This is a genomic window from Treponema saccharophilum DSM 2985 (assembly GCF_000255555.1).
GTDB classification, from domain to species: Bacteria; Spirochaetota; Spirochaetia; order Treponematales; family Treponemataceae; genus Treponema_D; species Treponema_D saccharophilum.
The window spans coordinates 13,728-34,761 of the sequence record NZ_AGRW01000027.1; the positions used below are offsets into that span (position 1 = coordinate 13,728).

The following is a 21,034-nucleotide window of genomic DNA, read 5'->3' on the forward strand; positions in this document are numbered from 1 at the left end:
TACTATGACATTGGCGTTAAATAGAACAAAAACAACGGAATACGCGTTCGGCGCAGTTCTTGCCGCGCTGTTCTTCATATCGCTTGCCGTCCTTGAGAACGTCCTTCCGCGCACGTCGATGCTTTTCACCGTGCTGAAAAAAGGAGCGATTTACGCGCTCGTCGCCGTATCGATGAACCTGCTGAACGGGTTCACGGGGCTTTTCTCGCTCGGGCAGGCTGGATTCATGATGATAGGAGCATATGTCTACAGCGTATGCACGATTCCCGTTTCCCTTCGGGGCGCGGTCTACCAGTATTTCGACGGAGGGCTTATCCAGTTCTGCCTTCCCTACCCGATCGCGCTCATCCTTGCGGGTGTCGTCGCGGCGCTCTTCGCGTTCCTCATAGGGCTTCCGGTGCTCCACCTCAAATCGGACTACCTTGCGATTGCGACGCTCGGCTTTGCCGAAATCTTGCGGGCGCTTTTCCAGTGGGACAAGCTCGGGTTCCTGACGAACGGCTCGAACCTGCTGAGAAAATACACGGTTTTCCGCTCGGTGCTTTTTCCGTTCGCGGTGTCGGGAATCTGCATCGCGCTCATCGTGATGCTCGTCCGCTCGACGTACGGCCGGGCGTTCAAGGCAATCCGCGACGACGAGGTTGCGGCGGAGGCGATGGGAATAAACCTCGCGCACCACAAGCAGCTCGCGTTCACGATAAGCTCGTTTTTCGCGGGGATTTCGGGCGCGCTGCTCGCGATGTTCCAGACGACAATCCAGGCGAGCCAGTTCAAATCCGCGATGACATACGAAATTCTCCTGATTGTCGTCATCGGCGGAATCGGCTCGATTTCCGGAAGCTGCATCGCGTCTTTCCTTTTCATCGCCTGCTCCGAATGGTGGCTCCGCTTCCTTGACAGCTCGGATTTGTTCATCGGGGCATTCCAGATTCCGCTTCTCCGCCCGGGATTCCGCAAGGTCGTTTTCTCCGTCGCAATCATGGCAATCGTTCTGTTCTACCAGAAAGGAATAATGGGCGAGCACGAGCTTTCGCTTTCGGGGATTCTCCGGCAGCTCCGCTCGGCAAAGCAGAAAATCAGCATGAAACGGAGCGCGGCAAAATGAGCAGTTCAGCAAGCACAAACGACATGAAGACAAGCGTCCTCCGCATGGAGCACGTGACGATGCAGTTCGGTGGCGTCGTCGCGGTGAACGACCTTTCGCTTTCGATACGGAAGAACGAGATTGTCTCGCTCATCGGGCCGAACGGAGCGGGAAAGACGACGGCGTTCAACGTCGTGACGGGCGTCTATGCGCCGACGAACGGATGTGTCTTCTTCGACGGCAAAAAGATTATCGAAAACCATCCGCACGGGAAAATGAAAAAGCTTTATGCGGGAGACGCGGGAATGATTTTCCGCGGGAGAATCGAGCCGACGCCGGACAAAATCACGAAAGCCGGCATCGCGCGCACGTTCCAGAACATCCGGCTGTGGAAAAGCCAGAGCGTTTTCGACAACGTGCTTATCGCAAAGCATCTGAGGCGGACGAGCAACGTTTTTTCCGCCACATTCCGCCTGAACCGCGCGGAGGAATTGCGGCAGCGGAAGGAGACGGCGGAACTTCTTGAGATTCTCGGGCTTTCCGACGTCGCCGACGAAAAATGCACGTCGCTCCCCTACGGAAGGCAGCGCCGCCTTGAGATTGCGCGCGCGCTTGCGACGGAGCCGAAACTGCTCCTGCTCGACGAGCCGGCGGCGGGAATGAACCCGCAGGAGACGGCGGAGCTTACGGAATTTATCCACAGGATCCGGGACGAATTCAACCTGACAATTCTGATGATCGAGCACCACATGGAGCTTGTCATGGACATTTCCGACCGCATCTACGTGCTGAATTTCGGCGCGCTCATCGCGGAGGGAACGCCCGAGGAAGTCCAAAAAAATCCCGCTGTCATCGCAGCGTATCTTGGGGAGGAAAGCGATGCTTAAAATCGATTCGCTGAAAGTGAACTACGGCGGCATCCAGGCGCTGAGGAACATCAGCCTTGAGGTGCCCGAAGGAAAAATCGTGACGCTTATCGGCTCGAACGGTGCCGGAAAATCGACGCTGCTGCGGACAATCAGCGGGCTTGTCCAGCCGGCCGGCGGAGAGATTTCGTTCCGCTCGTCAAACATAACGGGTCTTCCCGTGCAGAAAATATGCACGGCGGGAATTTCGCTCGTTCCGGAAGGGCGGCACGTGTTCACCGACCTTACCGTCGAGGAGAATCTCCGAATCGGGGCGTACACAAGGCGAAGCAAGAAGGAGATTTCCGACGACCTTTCATGGGTCTACGAGCTTTTTCCCAGGCTCAAGGAACGCTCGTGGCAGTTTGCAGGAACACTTTCCGGCGGGGAGCAGCAGATGCTCGCGGTCGGCCGGTCGCTCATGAGCCGCCCGAAACTCATCATGATGGACGAACCGTCGCTCGGGCTCGCGCCGCTCGTCGTCCAGCTGATTTTCGACATAATAAAGGAAATAAACAGGCGCGGGGTGACAATCCTCCTCGTCGAGCAGAACGCGCACATGGCGCTGAAAACGGCGGACATCGCCTACGTTCTCGAAACGGGAAGCATCGTCGCGGAGGGAAGCGGACAGGCGCTGCTTGCCGACGAGCGAGTCCGCGCCGCATATCTTGGAAAAGCGCGGCAGGAAAAGGTCTGCTCATGACCGTCTTCGACATTCTGGGGCCGGTGATGGTCGGGCCGTCGAGCTCGCATACGGCAGGCGCCGTCAGAATCGGGAACGTCTGCCGGAAACTGCTCGGCGCCCGTCCGTCCCGCGCGGACATCCATCTCTACGGCTCGTTCGCTGAGACAGGGCGCGGGCACGGAACGGACAAAGCGCTCGTCGCGGGTCTTCTGGGGATGGAGGCGGACGACCTTTCGATTCCGCAGAGCTTTTCGGTTGCCGAAAAAAACGGGCTTTCGTTCTCGTTCGGCACGGCAACGCTTCCCGAAGGCACGCACCCGAACACCGCCGTCATCGACCTGCGCGCGGAGGACGGGCGGAAACTCAAGATACAGGCGTCGTCGATTGGCGGCGGAAGAATCTGCATAAACAAAATAGACGGAATCGAGACGAATTTCACGGGCGAATACCCAACGCTCATCGTCCACAACCTCGACCAGCCCGGGCACGTCGCGGAAGTGACGTCGATGCTCGCGCACAAATCGGTGAACATCGCCACGCTCAACCTTTACAGGAACAAAAAAGGAGGGTATGCCGTCATGATTGTCGAAACGGACCAGCCCGTTCCGCCCGATGCGATTTCATGGCTCCACCGCGTCGAGGGCGTCATCAAAGTCACGTACCTGAACGTGCGGGACACTGAGGCACGCTCATGACGTTCAAAAGCATGGAATCGTGGTGCGCCGCGTGCGTCGAGAAAAAACAGACGCTTTTCGAATCGCTGATTGCGGACGAGACCGCCGAAAGCGGAGCGACGCGCGAAAAGGCGGAGAACGACATGAAGCATTTGTGGGGCGTGATGAAATCTGCCGCCGAAAACTACAAGCCGGATTTGCGTTCGGCAAGCGGGCTTTCGGGCGGGGATGCCGCGCTCTACGAGTCGTACACGAAAAAAGGCGACGCCCTTATCGGTCCGTTCGTGTCCAGCGTCATGTATTACGCGCTCGCTACCGCGGAATCGAACGCCTGCATGAAGCGGATTGTCGCCGCCCCGACGGCAGGCTCGTGCGGCGTCCTTCCCGCCGTCCTCATTCCATACGCGAAACGGTTCGGGACGACGGACGAAAAAATCGCGGAGGCGCTGTTCGTCGCGGCAGGAATCGGCGGCGTCATCGCGGACAGGGCGAGCATTTCGGGCGCGGAATGCGGCTGCCAGGCAGAAATCGGGGCGGCTTCGGCGATGGCTTCGGGCGCGCTCGTATATCTGCAGGGCGGAAGCGCCGAGCAGGTCTGCGCCGCCGTCGCCATTTCCCTGAAAAGCCTGCTCGGACTGGTGTGCGACCCCGTCGCGGGTCTTGTCGAAGTCCCGTGCATCAAGCGGAACGTCATCGGCGCGGTGAACGCGGTGACGGCTGCGGACATGGCGCTTTCGGGAATCAAAAGCCGCATTCCCGCCGACGAGGTGATCGACGCGATGAAATCCGTAGGGCGCGCGATGCCGGAAAGCCTTCGCGAGACGGCTGAAGGAGGGCTTGCCGCGACGGAGACCGCAAAGGACATCGCAAAATCGCTGAGCTGAAAAAAACATCCTCCGCACCGTTTTTTGGTTCCATCAGGCGGGGCTTTTTTGCCGAAAATAAAATCATGAACATTTACGAAATTCGCACGAAGGCTGTGCGGGAAATCGGAAAGGCCGGCTCGGACACGCCGGAACTTGACGCGGACCTCATCATCGGGGACGTGCTCGCGCAGAACAGGACATGGATTCTCTTCCACCGCAACAGCCAGCTCACGGACGAGCAGGCGGAAAAAATCGACTCCGCAATACGGAAACGGACGGAGGGGCTGCCCGTCGCGTACATCACGGGAAAAAAGGAATTCTACGGCTACGAATTCATCGTCACGCCGGACGTGCTCATCCCGAAGCCGGACACGGAGACGCTCGTCGATTTCGCGCTGTCGGCTGTCACGAGCGAGACGAAATCGATATGCGACCTCTGCTCGGGAAGCGGATGCGTCGGGCTTTCGATTTACAGCGCGCTGCTTGACTCCGGCATAAAATACTCGTCGATTCCGAATTTCACGTTCGTCGATATAAGCCAGGCGGCGCTCGACATATCGAAAAGGAACGCCGCAAAGCTGCTGAACCCGATTTCCGTGCAGAAAATCTCCTTCGCGAAATCGGACATCCTCGAAAATATTTCCGGCACGTTCGACATCATCGTCACGAACCCGCCGTACATTCCGAGCGGGGAGGCGGCGGAACTGCTGAAGGACGGGCGGAACGAGCCGCTTCTGGCGCTCGACGGGCTTTCGGAAGACGGGCTCGGCATCATCAGGAACCTCATCCCGCAATCGCTCGCGCACCTCAACGAGGGCGGGCTTCTCGCGATGGAGACGGGCGAGTACAACGCGGAAAAAGCCGCGGAACTTATGAGGAAAGCAGGATTCCGCGACGTCGCCATCGAAAAGGACCTCGCCGGACTTCTCCGCGTCGTCCACGGAAGGAAATAACAGCCGCCCGCAGCAAAAAAACACCATCAGCCGCGGGCAAAACTGCCCTTCCGAACTCGTTTCGGAATCTCCGGCCGTCCCGATTTTCTCAGGCGGAGATGCACGAAAGCGGCGTCATTTTGAAGTCGCTTTTCAGTCCTCGGCGCGCACGAAGAAAAGTTTTATCCCCTCGTCGGGAAATCGTTTTTTTACGGCGGCGATTATCGCGCGCACCGAATCCTTATCCTCGTCGTCGATGTAGCTCACGAGGATGAAATTCGTCTCCGGCCACGTGCCGCTTCCGAGCTTGTAGTCGTTTCCGCCGCGACCGTGCGCAAGCGGCTGGATTGTGTACAGAATGCCGGGAATGTTTTCCTCAAGCACCTCGATTATGTCATCCTGAACGGAATTGTTCGCGATTATCTCAGCGCGGAACATCGCTCCTCCTTCCGGGATTGCCCCGAACTCAAAAAAAATAAAATGCAGCGGAAGAATTCCGGAATCGCATTTCCCGCGTTCCGGAACCTCCAAAATCAAAACGCCATGCTGTCGGAAAATTCGTTCGGCTCGCGAGGGGCGCTGTCCTCGTCGTCGCGTTTCGAGGATTTTCCCGCGCCTTTCATCGGGAGGAGGACTTTTATGCCGCTCCTGTTCGTCTTTTTCTCGCGCATGACGAGCGAATAAAGGACGGGAATGAAGAAAAGCGTGATGAACGTCGACGAAGAAAGCCCGCCGACGACGGCGACGCCAATCGGCTGGACCATTCCCGCGCTGCCGCTAGTCGAAAAGCACATCGGAAGCATTCCGAGAATCGTCGTCAGCGTCGTCATCAAAACGGGGCGCAGACGCGACACTCCGGCGGCAAGGCACGCCTCCTTCATCTTCATCCCGCGGTCGAGAAGCAGGTTCGTGTAATCGACGAGGATGATTCCGTTGTTGACGACGATTCCGACGAGCATGATAAGCCCGACCGCGCTCATCATCGAGAACGCCTGCCCCGAAATCTTGTAGATGAAGACGACGCCGATTGTGAGGAACGGAATCGTGCAGAGGTTGATGAACGGTGCCCGGAAACTTTCGTACGTTCCCGCCATAACGCCGAAAACGAGGATTATCGCCATCGCGCCGATAAGGCCGAATATGCGCCCCTGCTCCTGCGTGTCCTTCCAGTTTCCCTCGTAGACGATTGTCACGCCGTCGGGAATGATGAACGTCTCGGCGATGCCGTCCTTTATGTCGTTCTCGACCTCGTAGTCGTTCCGCATTCCGTTGTTGTCGGCGGTAACAGTGACGACGCGCGTCTGGTTCGTCCTGTTTATCGTAACGGGACCGAGCCCTTTCTTGACGGACGCGAAATTCGCCACGCTGACCATCCCCGAATTTCCCTTGACGTATATGCTCTCAAGGTCGGAGACGCTTTTCCGGTCGGACGGGCGGTACATGACGACCATGCTGTATTCCTTTCCGTTGTCGCGGTACGTCGTCGCCGTCACGCCGTTTATCGCGTAGTTGATTTCCTTCGCCACGGTCTGCACGTCGACTCCGAACGAATACGCCCGCTGCCTGTCGATTGAAATCTCGACTTCCGGAAGCCCCTCCTCCGTGTCGATCGAAACCTCGCCGACATCGGAAATGCTTTCCATAACATCCCTGACCTGCGACGCCACGTTCAGCGCGGAATCGAGGTCGTCGGAGCGGACGCGCAGCTTGAAGCTCGAGCCGGTCATCTGCCCGCGCATTCCCTGGGAGAAATTGAACCGCGCGTCGGTGAAGTCGCCGAAATGCGCGCGCAGCTTGTTCTGGATCGACTCCGCGCTGTCAATCTGCGACTCAGACGACGGCAGGTTTATCTGGATAGAGCCTTTGTACGACGCGGAGCTCGAGCCGATTGTCGTTATGAGCGTCGTGTATCCGTGTATTTCATCCTGGCAGATTTTCTCGAACGTCTTGAGGACATTCGACGTCTCGGAAAGCGTCGTTCCGATGGGAAGCGTCACGTTCAGCGTCACGCTGTCGTCGCCGCCGCCCGTCATCATCTGGATTCTGAGCGTCGGCGCAATGCCTATGGCGCAGAGAAAAACGGCGATGCAGATTATGCAGGTGACGAGCCGGTGCGAGAGAGCCGATTTCAGCGCGCGCTTGTACAGCGCCGTCAGGGCCGTCAGCGGAATTTCGAGAATCTCGTAGAATTTTCTGAGCGGCCTGAACGAGACGGGCTTCTCGTTGCGGTTCGTCAGCGGGAAGAATTTGCCCGCGAGGACGGGGACAAGGAAAATCGCCACGAAAAGCGAGGAGACGAGCGCGATTACGACGGTGAAGATGATTCCCTTGAACATCTGTCCGTACATTCCCAAATCCTTCATGAAGAAAAGGAACGGGACGAAGACGCAGATAGTCGTGAGGTTCCCGGAAACGACGGACATAATCATTTCCGACGAGCCGAGGACGGCAGCGACCTTCGCCTTCGCGCCGCGCGAGCGGTACACGTAGATGTTCTCAATCATGACTATCGAGGCATCGACAATCATTCCGACGCCGAGGATAAGCCCCGTCAGCGTCATCATGTTGAGCGTTATCCCCGCCATGTTCATGCACAGAAGCGTTATGACAATCGAGAGCGGAATAGAAATCGCTATGATGAGCGTCGACTTTCCGGATTTGAGGAACAGGAAGAGAATTACGACGGCGAGGAGAAGCCCCTGCACGGCGGACTCGATAAGCGTGTTTATCGTGTCGTTTATCGATGTCGAGGAGTCGCGGATTATCTCAAGCGAGATGTCGCCGGGAAGGATTTCCTGAATCTCGGCAATCTTCGCGCGCGCAGCCTTCGCGACGGTGACGGTGTTCTTTCCGGACTGCTTCGTGATGGAGACGTAGACCCCCGGCTCCCCGTTTATGTAGACCTCGCTCGACTTGTCCTTGTACCCGAGCGTCGCCGTCCCGATGTCGGAAAGCCTGACGACGTAGCCGTTCACAGTCGTGATTATCGTGTCGTTGACTTCCTCGATGCTCGAGAATTCGCCCGTCGTGCGGATTGTGTAATCGTGCGTTCCCTCCGTTATCTTTCCGCCGCCGAGCTCAAGGTTCTGCTTTGCCAGCGCGGAATAGACGCCCGCCATCGTGAGGTTGTAGGCGGCAAGCCTGTTCTGTGAAATCTCCACGCGGACAATCTTCGTCCGTCCGCCGGAGACATCCGCCTCGGCAATTCCGTCGACCTGCTCGAGCAAATCGACAATCTGGTCCTCCGCGATAAGCTTCAAATCGTCGTTGGAACGGTTTCCGCGGACGGCGATGCGCATTATCGGCATTGAGTCCGCGTTCATTTTCATTATCGACGGCGAGTCCGCGTCATCGGGAAGGCTTTTCTGCACGCGGCTTATCTTGTCGCGGATGTCGTTCGTCGCCGACTCAAGGTCGGTTCCGTAGTTGAATTCGAGCGAAATCGAGGAGGAGCCTGAAGTCGAGCGCGACGTCATGTTCTTCAGCCCGCTTACGGAAACGAGCTGCCCCTCGAGGATTTTCGTCACGCTCTTCTCTACGGATTCAGGGCCCGCGTTCGCGTACGTCGTCCGCACGGTGATGTACGGGGAATCGACGTCGGGCATCAGGTTTATCGCGACATTCTGCATCGTAAAAAGCCCGACTATAAGGAGGAGCGTGAAAACGATAAGGGTGAGCACCGGATGCTCAAGCGTTGACTTGCTGATGCTCATTTTTTCGTTCCTCCGCTTCTTGAAGCGTCCTTTTTGTCCCCGCCCCCGGAAGAAACCTTCTTCGGCGTTTTTTCGGAAATGTCCTGCACTTTCGACCCGTCAGCAAGCGCCGTCTGCCCCTGAACGACGACGCGCTCGCCTGCCTCGACGCCGGACGTTATCTGCACGATTCCGTCCACCGTCTTTCCGAGGGAAACTTCCCTTTTCGAGACGGTTCCTTTTCCGGTCAGGACGTAGGCGAAATACGAGTCGCCGTTCTGCACGAGCGAATCGGACGGCATCGTCACGAACCCGTCGTAATCCTCGGTAAAGAGGACTACTTTCGCGAACATTCCGGCATTGACGCGCGGGTCCTTCTCGTCGAACTGGAGGATTACCTGCTTCGTCCTGCTCGACGCGTCGACCACCGGAGAAACGCGCGTGACGGTTGCCGGGAAGACGACGCCCGGATACGCCTCGACGGAAACGTCCGCCTTCAGACCGACCGCGAGAACGGAAACGTACCGCTCCGGGACGTTCGCGGAAACCTGGAGGTTGTTTATGTCGCCGATTACGCAGACAGCCGTTCCCGTGGAAACCGTCGTCCCGTTCTTTATCGGCGTCGAAATGACGCTTCCGGAAATGGGGGCGTAGACGGGGCTTTTCTTGTAGTAAGAGCCGGGCGCGCTCGGGTCGACGTATGCGATAATCTCGCCTTTCCTCACGCTTGAGCCGAGCATCACGGACGTCTCGACGATTTTTCCCGCGATGTCCGGAAAAACCGAAACCGAATTCTGCGACTCGACCTCGCCGTTCGTCGAGACATACCCGTGGAGCGTCTCGACCTTCAGCTCCTGCGTCTTCACGGAAACGACAGTGTCGCCCCTTCCGCCGCGCCTCATGTCGGCTTTTTTCCCGCCGGAATCAGAAAGCGCGTTTCCCGCGACGACGACAACGGCGGCGGCCGCCACAATCACGATGGCGACGACGATTGATTTCCTTATTTTCATTCTCATTCTCCTACAAAAGTCCCGAACGGAACTCCGATTGCGTTCTCAAGATTCATGACGGTTTTTGCGAGCGAGTAGATTTCGCTTTTGAGCGACACCTGCGCGGAAAGAAGCGAGCTGTTCGCCGACTGGAGGCTCGTCAAATCCTTCGTGCCGCGGTTGTACGCGTCCTGCGTCATGGCGTAGCTGCGCTGGGCGAGCTTCACGTTCGCCTGCTTCGATTTTATCGAGGACAAGCTCTGGTTTATCGAGCGGACATACGAATCGACGGAAAGGCGGAGCGCCGTTTTCGCGTCGGCAAGCTGCAGCTCGTAGTCGCGCAGGGAATCCTTTGCGCTTTCGATGGCGTCGCTTTTTGCAGACCAGGGAAGGACGCCGTCGAGCGGGATTGTCGCGCTCACCGTGAGTGAAGCCGATTTTTCGGCATCCTTCGCGTTGTCGGCGCCGACGTACCAGTTTCCGTCGCTGAGCTTGAAGGCGAGGCTGAGCGACGGCGCGTACGCGGAGAACCGCTTGTCGAGCACGGAAATCCTCGCCGCCTCGATTTTCTTCTCAAGCGTCTCGATTTCCGCCGAGCGGATGTCGACATCGTCGAGGCTTATCCCCTTCATGTTCCCGAACACGTCAAGGCTCCCGACAAGCTCGACTTCCTCGTCGAGGTCGATTCCCAGAAGGCGCTTGAAGCTCGCCATGTCGTTCTGATATGACGTGCGCGCGCTTTCCACCGTCGGTATGGCGGATTTCCAGCTCACCTCCGCGGACAGGACGTCTATCTCGCTCAGGCGGCCGCTGTTGTATTTCTGAAGGTTCGAGTCGTACTGCCTCCGCGCATTCTGCAGGTTGCTTTCCTGCAGGGCGATGTTCTCCTTCTCGTACAACAGCCCGTAGAACGTCTGCCGCACGGAAAGCTCGACGCCGCGCACCGCCTCGTCAAAGGAAATTTTTCCCATTTCGTAGTTCAGCTTCGCCGATTTTATGGAAGTGTAGAGATTTGCCGAAAGGCTGAGCGAAACGCTCGCCGAAACGCTGAGGGCCGCCGTGTATCCGGCATCGCTGTCGCTGAGCGCCCCGACGGGAACGGAAGACTGCGCCCCGACGGAAACAGAGGGGCTTGCGGAATTCCACGAATGAGACTCCGCCCGCCGGAGGGCATCGAGCGTTATCTCGTTTCGTGCGATTGAAACGTTGCTCTCCTTCGCGAGGGCAACGGCGTCGTCAACAGAAAGTTTTGTCTGTGCGAACGAAACAGTGCAGGAAAATGCGAGCATGGCCGCAAAAAGACGTTTCATGTTCTCTCCATATTTTTCAGTTTGCCGCGGGCGGAATTTCGGATTCGCGCCAGAAGCGAATTTATTTTACTTCATAAAAAACCGCGATTCGCAAAAACGTTCCGCTTTATAACAGAAGATTTATTTTTATAACAACACTTTTAAGCATCCCGTGAAAACGCGAGGCGATACGGCGGATGCTGTCCGGAACGTTGAATATGCCCTCAAAAACCAATATAATCCTGCTAAAATCTTTATAAGAAAGGAGATCTTTGAATGACACTTGATCAAATCAAAAATCCAAAAATCAAGGCTTGGATTGAAGAATGCAAGGCGATGTGCGAACCTGACGACGTCTATGTATGCGACGGAAGCAAGGAAGAGTACGACCGCCTCATGAAGAAATGCGTCGAGTCCGGGCTTGCGACACCGCTGGCAAAGAAGCCGAACAGCTTCCTGTTCCGCTCAGACCCCTCGGACGTCGCCCGCGTCGAGAAACGCACGTTCATCTCTTCTGTGAAGCAGGATGACGCTGGTCCGACGAACAACTGGATCGACCCGAAAGAACTCAAGGCGACAATGAAGGGTCTCTACAAGGGTTGCATGCACGGACGCACGATGTACGTCATCCCGTTCTGCATGGGACCGCTCGGCTCGCCGATTTCAAAGTGCGGTGTTGAGCTTACGGACTCAGAGTATGTCGTCCTCAACATGGACATCATGACACGCGCCGGCGAGAAAGTCTGGCAGTACCTCGACGACAACTTCGTTCCGTGCCTCCACTCAGTCGGAAAGCCGCTCAACAACGGCGCGAAGGACAACGGCGTTTGGGCGTGCGCTCCTGTCGAGCAGAAGTACATCTCCCAGTTCCCCGAGGAGCACCTCGTATGGAGCTACGGTTCAGGATACGGCGGAAACGCTCTTCTCGGAAAGAAGTGCTTCGCGCTCCGCATCGCTTCAGTCATCGCTCACGAAGAGGGATGGCTCGCTGAGCACATGCTCATCCTCAAGCTCACGAACCCGCAGGGCGAAGTCAAGTACGTCACCGGCGCGTTCCCGTCAGCTTGTGGAAAGACGAACCTCGCAATGCTCATCCCGACAATCCCGGGATGGAAGGTCGAGACAATCGGCGACGACATCGCTTGGATGAAGTTCGGCGAGGACGGACGCCTCTACGCCATCAACCCGGAGGCAGGATTCTTCGGAGTCGCTCCCGGAACATCTGCGGAGAGCAACAAGAACGCTCTTGTCTCTGCGTCTGAGAACACAATCTTCACGAACTGCGCCCTCACAGAGGACGGAGACGTCTGGTGGGAAGGAATCGGATACCCGGCAAAGGGCAAGCTCGTCGACTGGAAGGGCAACACCCGCGACGCGTTCCCGAAGGACAAGGCTCCCAAGGGCGAGGAAATGGCTCATCCGAACGCACGCTTCACGGCTCCTGCAAAACAGTGCCCGTGCATCGCGAAAGAATGGGAAGACCCGAAAGGAGTGCCGATTTCAGCAATCCTCTTCGGCGGACGCCGCCCGTCAACTGTTCCGCTCGTGCATCAGGCGCGCAGCTGGAACCACGGCGTGTTCCTCGGCTCAATCGTCGGTTCGGAAATCACGGCCGCTTCAACAATCAATGCTGCTGAAGTCGGAAAAATCCGCCGCGATCCGTTCGCAATCCTTCCGTTCTGCGGATACAACATGGGCGACTACTTCCAGCACTGGATTAACGTCGGCGCTTCCGCAAAAGACCAGGACAAGCTCCCGAAGATTTTCTACGTGAACTGGTTCCGCAAGGACGAGAACAACGCAGAGCTTCCGGGCGGATTCATGTGGCCGGGCTACGGCGACAACAGCCGCGTCCTCGCATGGATTTTCGACCGCTGCGACGGAAAGGACAACGCAGTCGAAACTCCGATCGGATTCATGCCGAAAGACGGCGCAATCAACACAGACGGATTGGCCGACTACTACAAGAAGACATTGCCCGAGATTCTCAAGGTCGATGTCGAGGGATGGAAGAAGGAAGTCAAGGACATCCGCGAGAACCACTATCCCAAGTTCGGCTCTCACCTCCCGAAAGAGCTTTCTGCTTGCCTCGACGACCTCGAAGCTCGCCTTTCAAAATAATCGCGCGCTGACGCGTTAGAAAGCATCCGCCCGCCCTACCGTTTGCTCGGTTGGGCGGGCGTTTTTTTCTGCCATAAAATTTACCGGCGGAAGGGCTCGGAATGCTTTCACTAATGCGATTATGCTCTATACTTTTCATCATTATGAAAGGATTCCATTTTTTCGGCAAACACAGAAACGTTTGCAGGATAGCGCGCATCGCGCTCGTGGCGGCATCATCGCTTGCATTCCTGTCGTGCGAAAACAGCGGTGATAACGGGCAGCAGAAACTCGTGAAACTCGAGATGTGGTACGTACCATCGCAAAGCGAGGCGGGGGAACCGCCGGCAGATTGGTTCCTGTACGAGCGCCTCAGGAACGAGCTCGGCATCGACCTCATCCTTCACGCGCTTCCGTACGACCAGAAGGAAATGGAAATGATAATCATGCAGGCGGCGAAGACGAATTCGCTTCCGGACATCTTCAGGTGCTCGCACTCGACGATGCTGGAGCTTGCAAAGCAAAACAAAATCACATCGGTGGACAAGATGTTCCCGCTCATGCCGCAGCGGACGAAGGGAATCTACACAGAGTCCGCCAAGCGCGCGGCACAAATCGACGGAATGACGTTCGCGCTCGCCTACCCCTCGTCAAACACAAGCGTCCCGAAAAACGAGGGCGTCCTCATCAGGAAAGACTGGCTCGACAAGCTGAACCTCCCCATCCCGAAGACGATTGACGATTTCTACAACGTGATGCTTGCGTTCACGTTCAACGACCCGGACGGCAACCACAAGGACGACACATACGGATTCGGCGCGTACATAGAAGCGAACGTGCAGGAAGACGGGCTCGGAAAACGATTCTCCCCGATTTTCGGCGCATTCGGCGTCTGCGGAACGTTCAACTACGACAGGGAGCATTTCGCGCTGAACATCCGCGACGAGAAATTCTTCGACGCGATGACGTTCGTCAGGAAAATGGTCACGTCCAAGGTAATCGACCCGAACTGGAGCGCCTACAAGAAGGACGATTTCAGGGACGCGTGGAAAAGCGGGCGGTTCGGAATCATGCGCGAGAATTTCGGCGCGTACTCGCTGAAAAGCAACTACAAGCCGTTCGACGACAACTTCCCGGACGGAGAGTGGATAGTCATCGACCCGCCGAAAGGGGCTGACGGAAAATCGGCGGTCGGGACGAACACGCAGACGTGGAATTTCCTCGCCGTGAATAAGCGCACATACGAGCTCGGAAAAATCCCGCGGCTTGCGAAAATGCTCGAATGGATGTACACGGACGCCTACATGGACATATGGTACGGGCAGGAAGGCGTGAACTACAACCTGCTCGAAGGCGGAAAAATTTCCGACAAGGTCGCAGACGAGAAAAAATCGTACACGGCAGTCGAATCGAAAAATCTCCTCCAGCTGCGGTGGATAGTGGACAGGTATTCGGACGAGCAGCTCCGCGAGCGCTACCCGCTGTGGACGAAGAACAACGGGCAGACGATGGATTCGCTCGAAATCCTCAAGCAGATGCAGTCGAAGTCATGGATAGACGGATTCTCATTCGAGAAGATGGACGACAACCTCCAGAAACTCTACCGGAACGGAATCAAGGATTTCATCCTCGGCTACCGCAACCTGACGAAGGAAAATTGGGACGCGTTCGTCAAGGAGCTTGACGCGAAGGGGCTTTCGGAATGGGAGGAGAAAATAAAGGAAGAGGCAAAACCAAAAGGCTTCATGAGCTGACGACACATTGACGGAAAGGACGGGCAAGGCAGAAAAAGAGCAAGCCGCACCCGTCCTTTTTTCATCGTCCGCGAAAAACGGAACGCCGCCGACATTCAGGACGCATTCTGCTATAATTCACGCATGTCCAAATCATTTAAATTCAAGTCCGACGAAGCGCTCGTCGGCAAGGCAACCGACATATTCGAAAAACTGGGACTGACGCTCGATTCGGCAGTCAATCTTTTCCTCACGCAGGCAATCCTCAAAAAGGGGCTTCCGTTCCCACTCGTGATAAGCGGCGATGATGTTCCCGCAGAAGAGCACGAGCACAAGGACGAGGCGGAGGAAAAAAACGTCCACGCGGAGAAAAAAGCGAAAAAGCCCGAGCCGGAACAGGAACCAGCTCCGCACGCAGAGGAAGAGGAACAGCGCGAACCGACTCCCGAGGAAATCGAAGAGCGAAGGAAAATCGAGGAACGCGTCCGCGCGAACGAGGAGCTTGTCCGGCAGATGAGGATGGACGAGGGAGACGACGAGCCGGCGCAGAAAACCGAGGAGTCTGAAGTTCCGACCGTCTCATCCATCGTGAACGAGCCTGCTCCGCATGAAGGCGCCCCCCTCCCCGCATCGGAGCAGCCGTATGCGGAGAAGGAAGCGGAAAAAGCTGCGGAAGAAGAAAAAAGCGCAGAAGAATCCCAAAAAGCGCATGAAGAGGACGAGGACGAGACCGCACCCGACGCCATGTTCGACAGCTGGGACGACGACGACGAAATCGGCTGCGGAATGTAGCTGCGTCCTTCCTACAGGATAAGCACTTTGCAGGCAATCGGCAGATGGTCGGAATAGCCGCTGCCGGGATGCATCCTGTACCGCCGCGGACGGAACGAGGCGTCAGCCCACTCCCCTGCGGTGCACGGCGCGAAATCGGATATGGAAATTCCGCCGGCAGAAAAGAAATTGTCGATATATTCCCACGCGCCCTTATACCAATAGCTTCCGACAGCGCAAATCTTGCCGTCATCACCGTACCACGGCGAGTAGACGGAAAGTCCGCCTTTGAGGACGACGTTTGGGCCGCTTCCGTCCCCGTCACGCTTTTCGAATTCCTCAATAGAGCGGTTGAAATCGCCGCATGCCAGCGCGGGAACGCCGGACGACACGGACTTTCCCATCAAAAACGCGAGCTGCCTCTCCTGCCTGTCCCGCCACTGCTCGCTTTCCGCGGAATTCCCGCTCTTGCTTTTCCAGTGGTTCACGAAAACGTCGATTTTCTTTCCGCCGACATCGAGCGTGACCTGCAGTATCGGGCGGAGCGACGGCTGGAATCGTCCTTTTCTTCCGCCGACTTTTATGGAATGGACGCGCGCGGAGAGAATCGGATACCGGGAAAGGATTCCGCAGCCTATGGAGGCGCCCTCCTCCGCGGCAAAAAAGCCGTGCCGGTAGACCGATTTCCTGCTGAACGTCGCCGAAAGCTGGTTCGAAATGTCGCGGAGCTGCCCGGATTTTTCCATCTCCTCGAGCACGACGACATCGCAGCCGATTTTTTTTATGACGGAAGCCGCCCGCTCAAGCCTGACCCGATATTTCGACTCGCACCATCCGGAGCGGGACGACGAGAATTCCTTGTACTCGTTCCCGTCGAAAACAGCATCGAAAAACGTCTCCATGTTCCAGCACATGACCGAAACGCTTTTTCCGCCCGAATGCGCGAAGCAGTCCGCCGCCCCCGCAAAAAAAAGCGCTGGCAGGAAACACGCTGCGGCGAGGCGGATTTTCCATCTTTTCCCGAAAAACATAAGAACCTCCGCCTTGAAAATACCTGCGGGGAATGCGTTTTTTTCAAAAAAATCCGCATTTCCGGCAAAAAAAAACGCGGAAGACAGAATCAGTCTTCCGCGCGGCAATCGAAAATGGAAACGGCGATTATTTCACGTTGAATTTGAAGAACATAACGTCACCGTCCTGGACGACGTATTCCTTTCCTTCCTGGCGGTATTTTCCGTGCGCCTTGATTTCAGCCTCCGAGCCGAATTCCTTCAAATCGGCGACGGAATACACCTCCGCCTTGATGAACCCCTTCTCGAAATCGGTGTGGATGACGCCGGCAGCCTGAGGAGCCTTGTCGCCCTCGCGGATTGTCCATGCGCGGCACTCGTCCGGGCCGCCCGTGAAGAATGTACGGAGTCCCATGAGATGGTAGGCGGCGCGCGCAAGAACGGAAAGACCGCTTTCCTTGAGCCCGACGCTCTCCATGAATTCCTTCCTGTCGTTCTCGTCGGTTATGTCCGCGAGGTCGGATTCGAATTTTCCGCAGATGACGATGACCTCGCTCTTCTCCTCGGCGGCCATTTTGCGGACAGTCTCAACGTATTTGTTCGTCCCCGATTCGATTGTGTTCTCGTCGATGTTGCAGACAAACAGCTGCGGCTTCACGGTCAGAAGATGGAGGTCGTAGATTCCCGCCTTCTCCTCGTCGGTAAGCTCCGCCTGGCGCGCGCACTTTCCGTCCTTGAGAAGCGGAAGGATTTTCGCGACGGCGCTCCTGTACCCGGCGACCTTCTTTTCCGCCTCCTTGCCGAGCGCACGGATTTCCTTCGTAATCTTCTCCTCGCGCTTGTTTATCGTGTCGATGTCGGCCTGGCACAGCTCGTAATTTATCGTGAGTATGTCGCTCTCGGGGTCAATCGGAGCTTCGGTCTTGGCATCGTCGCGGACGTGCTGGATGTCGGGATTGTCGAAGCAGCGGACGACATGCGCGATTACGCTCGTCTCGCGGATGTTCGCGAGAAATTTGTTCCCGAGCCCCTCGCCGTTCGACGCGCCCTTGATAAGCCCCGCGATATCGACGAAATCGACAGTCGCGGCGATTTTCTTCTTCGGCTGGAACACGCCCGCCATGAAATCGAGCCGCTCGTCGGGAAGCTCGACAACGCCGACGTTCGGGTCTATCGTGCAGAACGGATAATTCTCGGCAGGTGCCGGGGATTTCGTCAGCGCAGAAAAAATGGTCGATTTGCCAACGTTCGGCAAACCGACGATTCCACAAGTAAGTTTCATTTCCGTCTCCAAAAAATTAAATTCGTCTTCCATTATATCGAGCCGTCTTCGATTACGCTATCGGAGGCGCCCGGCAAAAAAAGAGGCGCGGCGATTCGGCTCCCGTTCTCGACACTACGTTGTGAAAGGTATAATATTTTCCATCGAATTCATTTAAAAAGGAGTTGGACAATGGCATTTGCTTTGAATTTGTATCCCGTGACATACATCGCGCGCTACAATCCGGAAACGACAAAATGGGACGAGGAATGGTTCCAGGTTGATTCAGTCACATACGACGAGCTTATGGCGATGGGCGAGGACGAGCGCAAGGCAGTTCTCGACAAGCGCAACCAGATGGGCATCCCGACAGTTTCTTACACCTCGCAGTACGCCTACGGATGCTTCGAGGGAATGAAAGGATTCCCCACGAAGGACGGCGGAGTCGCTATTTTCCGCCCGGAAGAGAACGGCAAGAGGTTCAACAACTCTATGAAGGGGCTTTATTGCCCGGCTTTCCCTGTCGAGCAGTTCGTCGCGGCGAGCGTCGAATTCGTCAAGCGGAACGCGGCGCTCGGATACGTTCCGAAATACAACGCGGACTGGGAGAAAACAGGATACGCCGACGCGGATTCGATTTACATGAGGCCGTTCATGAATTCGGAAGGCGCTATCGGCGTCGGATGCTCACGCCAGCCGTACGTCGTCATCTGCGCGACGACTGTCAGTGCGTACTTCAAGAAAGGTCTTGACGGCGCCGTCATCACGAACAGAATCCGCGCGACCCCGAACGGCACGGGCTACATCAAGTGCGCCTCAAACTACGTCATCAGCGCAATCGCGAAGCACGAGGCTGAGGTAAAGGGATTCGTCGAGTGCGTTTACCTCGACGCCGTGGAGCACAAATATTTCCAGGAAGGCTCAAGCTGCAACGTCTTCTTCGTCCTGAAGGACGGAACGCTCGTAACGCCGGAGCTCGGCGACACGATTCTTCCGGGAATCACGAGGAAGAGCGTCATCGCGCTCGCGAAGGAATGCGGAATGAACGTCGAGGAGCGGAAAGTCTCGCTCGCGGAAGTTCAGAAAAACGCGGTCGAATTCTTCGTCACGGGAACAGCCGCAGGAATCAGCCCGATGACATCGCTCACCGACCTTGACGGAAAGAAAGTCGACTTCAAGGACGGCACGCAGGAAGGAACCGTCGCCTACAAGCTACAAAGGCTGCTCAAGGGAAGGCAATACGGACTTCTCGAAGACCCCAACAACTGGAACACCGTTGTAATCCCCGGAAAAAACTAACCCCGAGATGATACGAACGCCCCCGAACCCTGAACATTCGGCGGGCGTTTTTTTTTGCAGCATCCGGTTGCTGAGCGAAGCCGAAGCAAAAGTTCCTAAACGAGTTCGGAATGATTTTTCGAAAAAAAATGGACGCACACGATGTGCGTCCACATTTTTGCAGAACCGACTTGCGGCTCTGCGTAGTTTTCAGGCAACAGGACGTCGCCAGAAAACTATTACTCCGTCGGGCGTTTCTTCAAGTTCTTGCTTTCGACGATGGCGCGGCCTTCGCCGACTTTCTGTTCCATCATCGCGCGGACCTTGAGAGGAAGTCCGAAGAGGGTGATGAAGCCCTGCGCGTCCTTGTGGTTGTAGAGTTCGCCTGTCGTGAACGAAGCGATGTCCTCGTTGTAGAGGCTGTACTTGGAGTCTGAGCCTGCTGCGCGAATCTGTCCCTTCACGAGTTTGACCTTCGTCCAGCCCGTGACAGTCTGCTGTGTGGAATCGACGAACGCCATGAGAGCGTCGTAGAGCGGAGTGAATACTTTTCCGTCGTAGATGAGCTCTGCAAGGCGGAGCGAAACCTGCTGCTTGTAGTGGTATGTGTCGCGGTCGAGGCAGATGTGGTCCATCATGCGGTGCGCGAAATACAAAATCGCTCCGCCCGGTGTTTCGTAGACTCCGCGGCTCTTCATTCCGACGCAGCGGTTCTCGCAGATGTCCACGAGTCCGACTCCGTTCCTGCCGCCAATCTTGTTGAGTTCGGTCATCAGCTCAAGACCGTCCATCTTCTTTCCGTTCAATGAGACCGGGATTCCCTTCTCCCATTCGATTGTCACATATTCGCCTTCGCCCGCATTTTCAGGAACGGTCGTGTTCTTGAGCATGTGCGGATAGTTCGGTTCGTTTGCTGTCTTCTCAAGCTCCAAGCCTTCGTGGCTGATGTGCCAGATGTTCTCGTCGCGGGAGTAGGACTGGTCCTTCTTCATCGGAACTTCAAGACCCCTGTCCTCAAGGAATTTGATTTCAGCGTCGCGGCTGTCCATGTTCCATTTGTCGTCGCGCCATGCAGCGATTACGCGGAGGTCAGGAGCAAATGCCTTTATCGCAAGCTCGAAGCGTACCTGGTCGTTGCCCTTTCCTGTAGCTCCGTGGCAGATTGCCGTCGCGCCTTCCTGGCGAGCGTACTCGACGAGGATTTTTCCGATGAGAGGGCGGGCAGTCGAAGTTCCGAGAAGATATTCGTCCTCATAAACAGCGTTCGCCTTGAGTGCCGGCCAGATGTATTCTTCGATGTATTCTTTTCGCGCGTCAACAACGTAGCAAGCCGACGCGCCTGTCTTGAGCGCGCGGCCCTTTATTGCTTCCCAGTCGTCGCCCTGACCTACGTCGATGCAGACCGCGATTACGTCGTAGTCGTAGTTCTCTTTGAGCCACGGTATGATGACCGTTGTGTCCAACCCGCCGGAATACGCAAGAATGACCTTATCCTTTGCCATGATTCGCTCCTAAAAAATGAATATTTATGCAAAGATGATAGCGATTCATGTAAATTTATGCAATCGCCGCACGTTTTGTTCATGCGGGTCATTCGTTTTTCGGAACGTGCGGATGCGGAGCTGGCGCTCCGCCCTGCAAGGGTTGTTTGACTTACGGGAAATCTTTTTTCCATAGGAAGGTGCGCGATTTTTGTTCATGCGGGGCATTCATTCGTCGGAACGTGCGGATGCGGAGCTGGCGCTCCGCCCTGCAAGGGTTGTTT

The 21,034-nt window shown here is 56.4% G+C and carries 17 protein-coding genes; 10 read left to right on the forward strand and 7 right to left on the reverse strand.

Annotated features, from left to right (window positions below; genetic code table 11):
• Window positions 1-4: 4 nt before the first annotated feature.
• The 6 genes from TRESADRAFT_RS01160 to prmC all read left to right on the forward strand — a co-directional run bounded on the left by TRESADRAFT_RS01160 (window position 5) and on the right by prmC (window position 5,167).
• Window positions 5-1,105 (forward strand): branched-chain amino acid ABC transporter permease, encoded by a 1,101-nt coding sequence (locus TRESADRAFT_RS01160; RefSeq protein WP_002702053.1) that lies wholly within the window; start codon window positions 5-7, stop codon window positions 1,103-1,105.
• Window positions 1,102-1,971: an ABC transporter ATP-binding protein gene (locus tag TRESADRAFT_RS01165; RefSeq protein WP_002702055.1), complete on the forward strand. Its 870-nt coding sequence runs from the start codon at window positions 1,102-1,104 to the stop codon at window positions 1,969-1,971. The genes TRESADRAFT_RS01160 and TRESADRAFT_RS01165 overlap by 4 nt, the downstream gene beginning before the upstream one ends.
• A complete protein-coding gene (locus TRESADRAFT_RS01170) occupies window positions 1,964-2,692 on the forward strand; it encodes an ABC transporter ATP-binding protein (protein WP_002702056.1) in 729 nt (242 codons plus the stop codon). Before TRESADRAFT_RS01165 ends, TRESADRAFT_RS01170 begins: the two co-directional genes overlap by 8 nt.
• The gene (sdaAB, locus tag TRESADRAFT_RS01175) at window positions 2,689-3,369 is read left to right on the forward strand and encodes an L-serine ammonia-lyase, iron-sulfur-dependent subunit beta (protein ID WP_002702059.1); all 681 of its coding nucleotides are present in this window, start codon (window positions 2,689-2,691) and stop codon (window positions 3,367-3,369) included. The genes TRESADRAFT_RS01170 and sdaAB overlap by 4 nt, the downstream gene beginning before the upstream one ends.
• Window positions 3,366-4,232, forward strand: coding sequence for an L-serine ammonia-lyase, iron-sulfur-dependent, subunit alpha (gene sdaAA, locus TRESADRAFT_RS01180; RefSeq protein ID WP_002702062.1), 867 nt, complete (start codon window positions 3,366-3,368; stop codon window positions 4,230-4,232). Before sdaAB ends, sdaAA begins: the two co-directional genes overlap by 4 nt.
• 65 nt (window positions 4,233-4,297) lie before the next feature.
• Window positions 4,298-5,167, forward strand: coding sequence for a peptide chain release factor N(5)-glutamine methyltransferase (prmC, locus tag TRESADRAFT_RS01185; protein ID WP_002702063.1), 870 nt, complete (start codon window positions 4,298-4,300; stop codon window positions 5,165-5,167).
• A gap of 132 nt (window positions 5,168-5,299) precedes the next feature.
• Here prmC and TRESADRAFT_RS01190 read toward each other — a convergent pair whose 3' ends face one another.
• From TRESADRAFT_RS01190 to TRESADRAFT_RS01205, 4 genes are all read right to left on the reverse strand, one after another.
• Entirely contained in the window at window positions 5,300-5,584 is a 285-nt protein-coding gene (locus TRESADRAFT_RS01190) for a PG0541 family transporter-associated protein (RefSeq protein WP_002702065.1), read from the reverse strand.
• 95 nt (window positions 5,585-5,679) lie between these two features.
• Window positions 5,680-8,859 carry an efflux RND transporter permease subunit gene (locus TRESADRAFT_RS01195; RefSeq protein ID WP_002702067.1) on the reverse strand — a complete coding sequence of 1,060 codons (3,180 nt, stop codon included), beginning with the start codon at window positions 8,857-8,859 and terminating at the stop codon, window positions 5,680-5,682.
• On the reverse strand, window positions 8,856-9,848 hold the full coding sequence (locus TRESADRAFT_RS01200) for an efflux RND transporter periplasmic adaptor subunit (protein WP_002702070.1): 993 nt from the start codon (window positions 9,846-9,848) through the stop codon (window positions 8,856-8,858). The genes TRESADRAFT_RS01195 and TRESADRAFT_RS01200 overlap by 4 nt, the downstream gene beginning before the upstream one ends.
• Before the next feature lie 2 nt (window positions 9,849-9,850).
• Window positions 9,851-11,137 (reverse strand): TolC family protein, encoded by a 1,287-nt coding sequence (locus TRESADRAFT_RS01205; protein ID WP_002702071.1) that lies wholly within the window; start codon window positions 11,135-11,137, stop codon window positions 9,851-9,853.
• Window positions 11,138-11,392: 255 nt separating this feature from the next.
• Here TRESADRAFT_RS01205 and TRESADRAFT_RS01210 point away from each other — a divergent pair, with 255 nt between their 5' ends.
• The 3 genes from TRESADRAFT_RS01210 (at window position 11,393) to TRESADRAFT_RS01220 (ending at window position 15,741) form a co-directional block, all read left to right on the forward strand.
• Window positions 11,393-13,237 (forward strand): phosphoenolpyruvate carboxykinase (GTP), encoded by a 1,845-nt coding sequence (locus TRESADRAFT_RS01210; protein ID WP_002702074.1) that lies wholly within the window; start codon window positions 11,393-11,395, stop codon window positions 13,235-13,237.
• Between the two features lie 143 nt (window positions 13,238-13,380).
• Window positions 13,381-14,970, forward strand: a complete 1,590-nt coding sequence (locus tag TRESADRAFT_RS01215) for a type 2 periplasmic-binding domain-containing protein (protein WP_050984996.1) — start codon at window positions 13,381-13,383, stop codon at window positions 14,968-14,970.
• A gap of 123 nt (window positions 14,971-15,093) precedes the next feature.
• Window positions 15,094-15,741 carry a type II toxin-antitoxin system RelB/DinJ family antitoxin gene (locus tag TRESADRAFT_RS01220; protein WP_002702078.1) on the forward strand — a complete coding sequence of 216 codons (648 nt, stop codon included), beginning with the start codon at window positions 15,094-15,096 and terminating at the stop codon, window positions 15,739-15,741.
• Window positions 15,742-15,752: 11 nt separating this feature from the next.
• Here TRESADRAFT_RS01220 and TRESADRAFT_RS01225 read toward each other — a convergent pair whose 3' ends face one another.
• Window positions 15,753-16,751 (reverse strand): endonuclease/exonuclease/phosphatase family protein, encoded by a 999-nt coding sequence (locus TRESADRAFT_RS01225; protein ID WP_002702080.1) that lies wholly within the window; start codon window positions 16,749-16,751, stop codon window positions 15,753-15,755.
• Window positions 16,752-16,878: 127 nt separating this feature from the next.
• The gene (ychF, locus tag TRESADRAFT_RS01230; RefSeq protein ID WP_002702081.1) at window positions 16,879-18,012 is read right to left on the reverse strand and encodes a redox-regulated ATPase YchF; all 1,134 of its coding nucleotides are present in this window, start codon (window positions 18,010-18,012) and stop codon (window positions 16,879-16,881) included.
• A gap of 171 nt (window positions 18,013-18,183) precedes the next feature.
• Between ychF and TRESADRAFT_RS01235 the strand changes: the two genes are divergently transcribed.
• Window positions 18,184-19,290 (forward strand): aminotransferase class IV, encoded by a 1,107-nt coding sequence (locus TRESADRAFT_RS01235; protein ID WP_002702093.1) that lies wholly within the window; start codon window positions 18,184-18,186, stop codon window positions 19,288-19,290.
• A gap of 218 nt (window positions 19,291-19,508) precedes the next feature.
• Here TRESADRAFT_RS01235 and TRESADRAFT_RS01240 read toward each other — a convergent pair whose 3' ends face one another.
• Window positions 19,509-20,771, reverse strand: coding sequence for an argininosuccinate synthase (locus tag TRESADRAFT_RS01240; protein ID WP_002702094.1), 1,263 nt, complete (start codon window positions 20,769-20,771; stop codon window positions 19,509-19,511).
• Window positions 20,772-21,034: the final 263 nt, after the last annotated feature.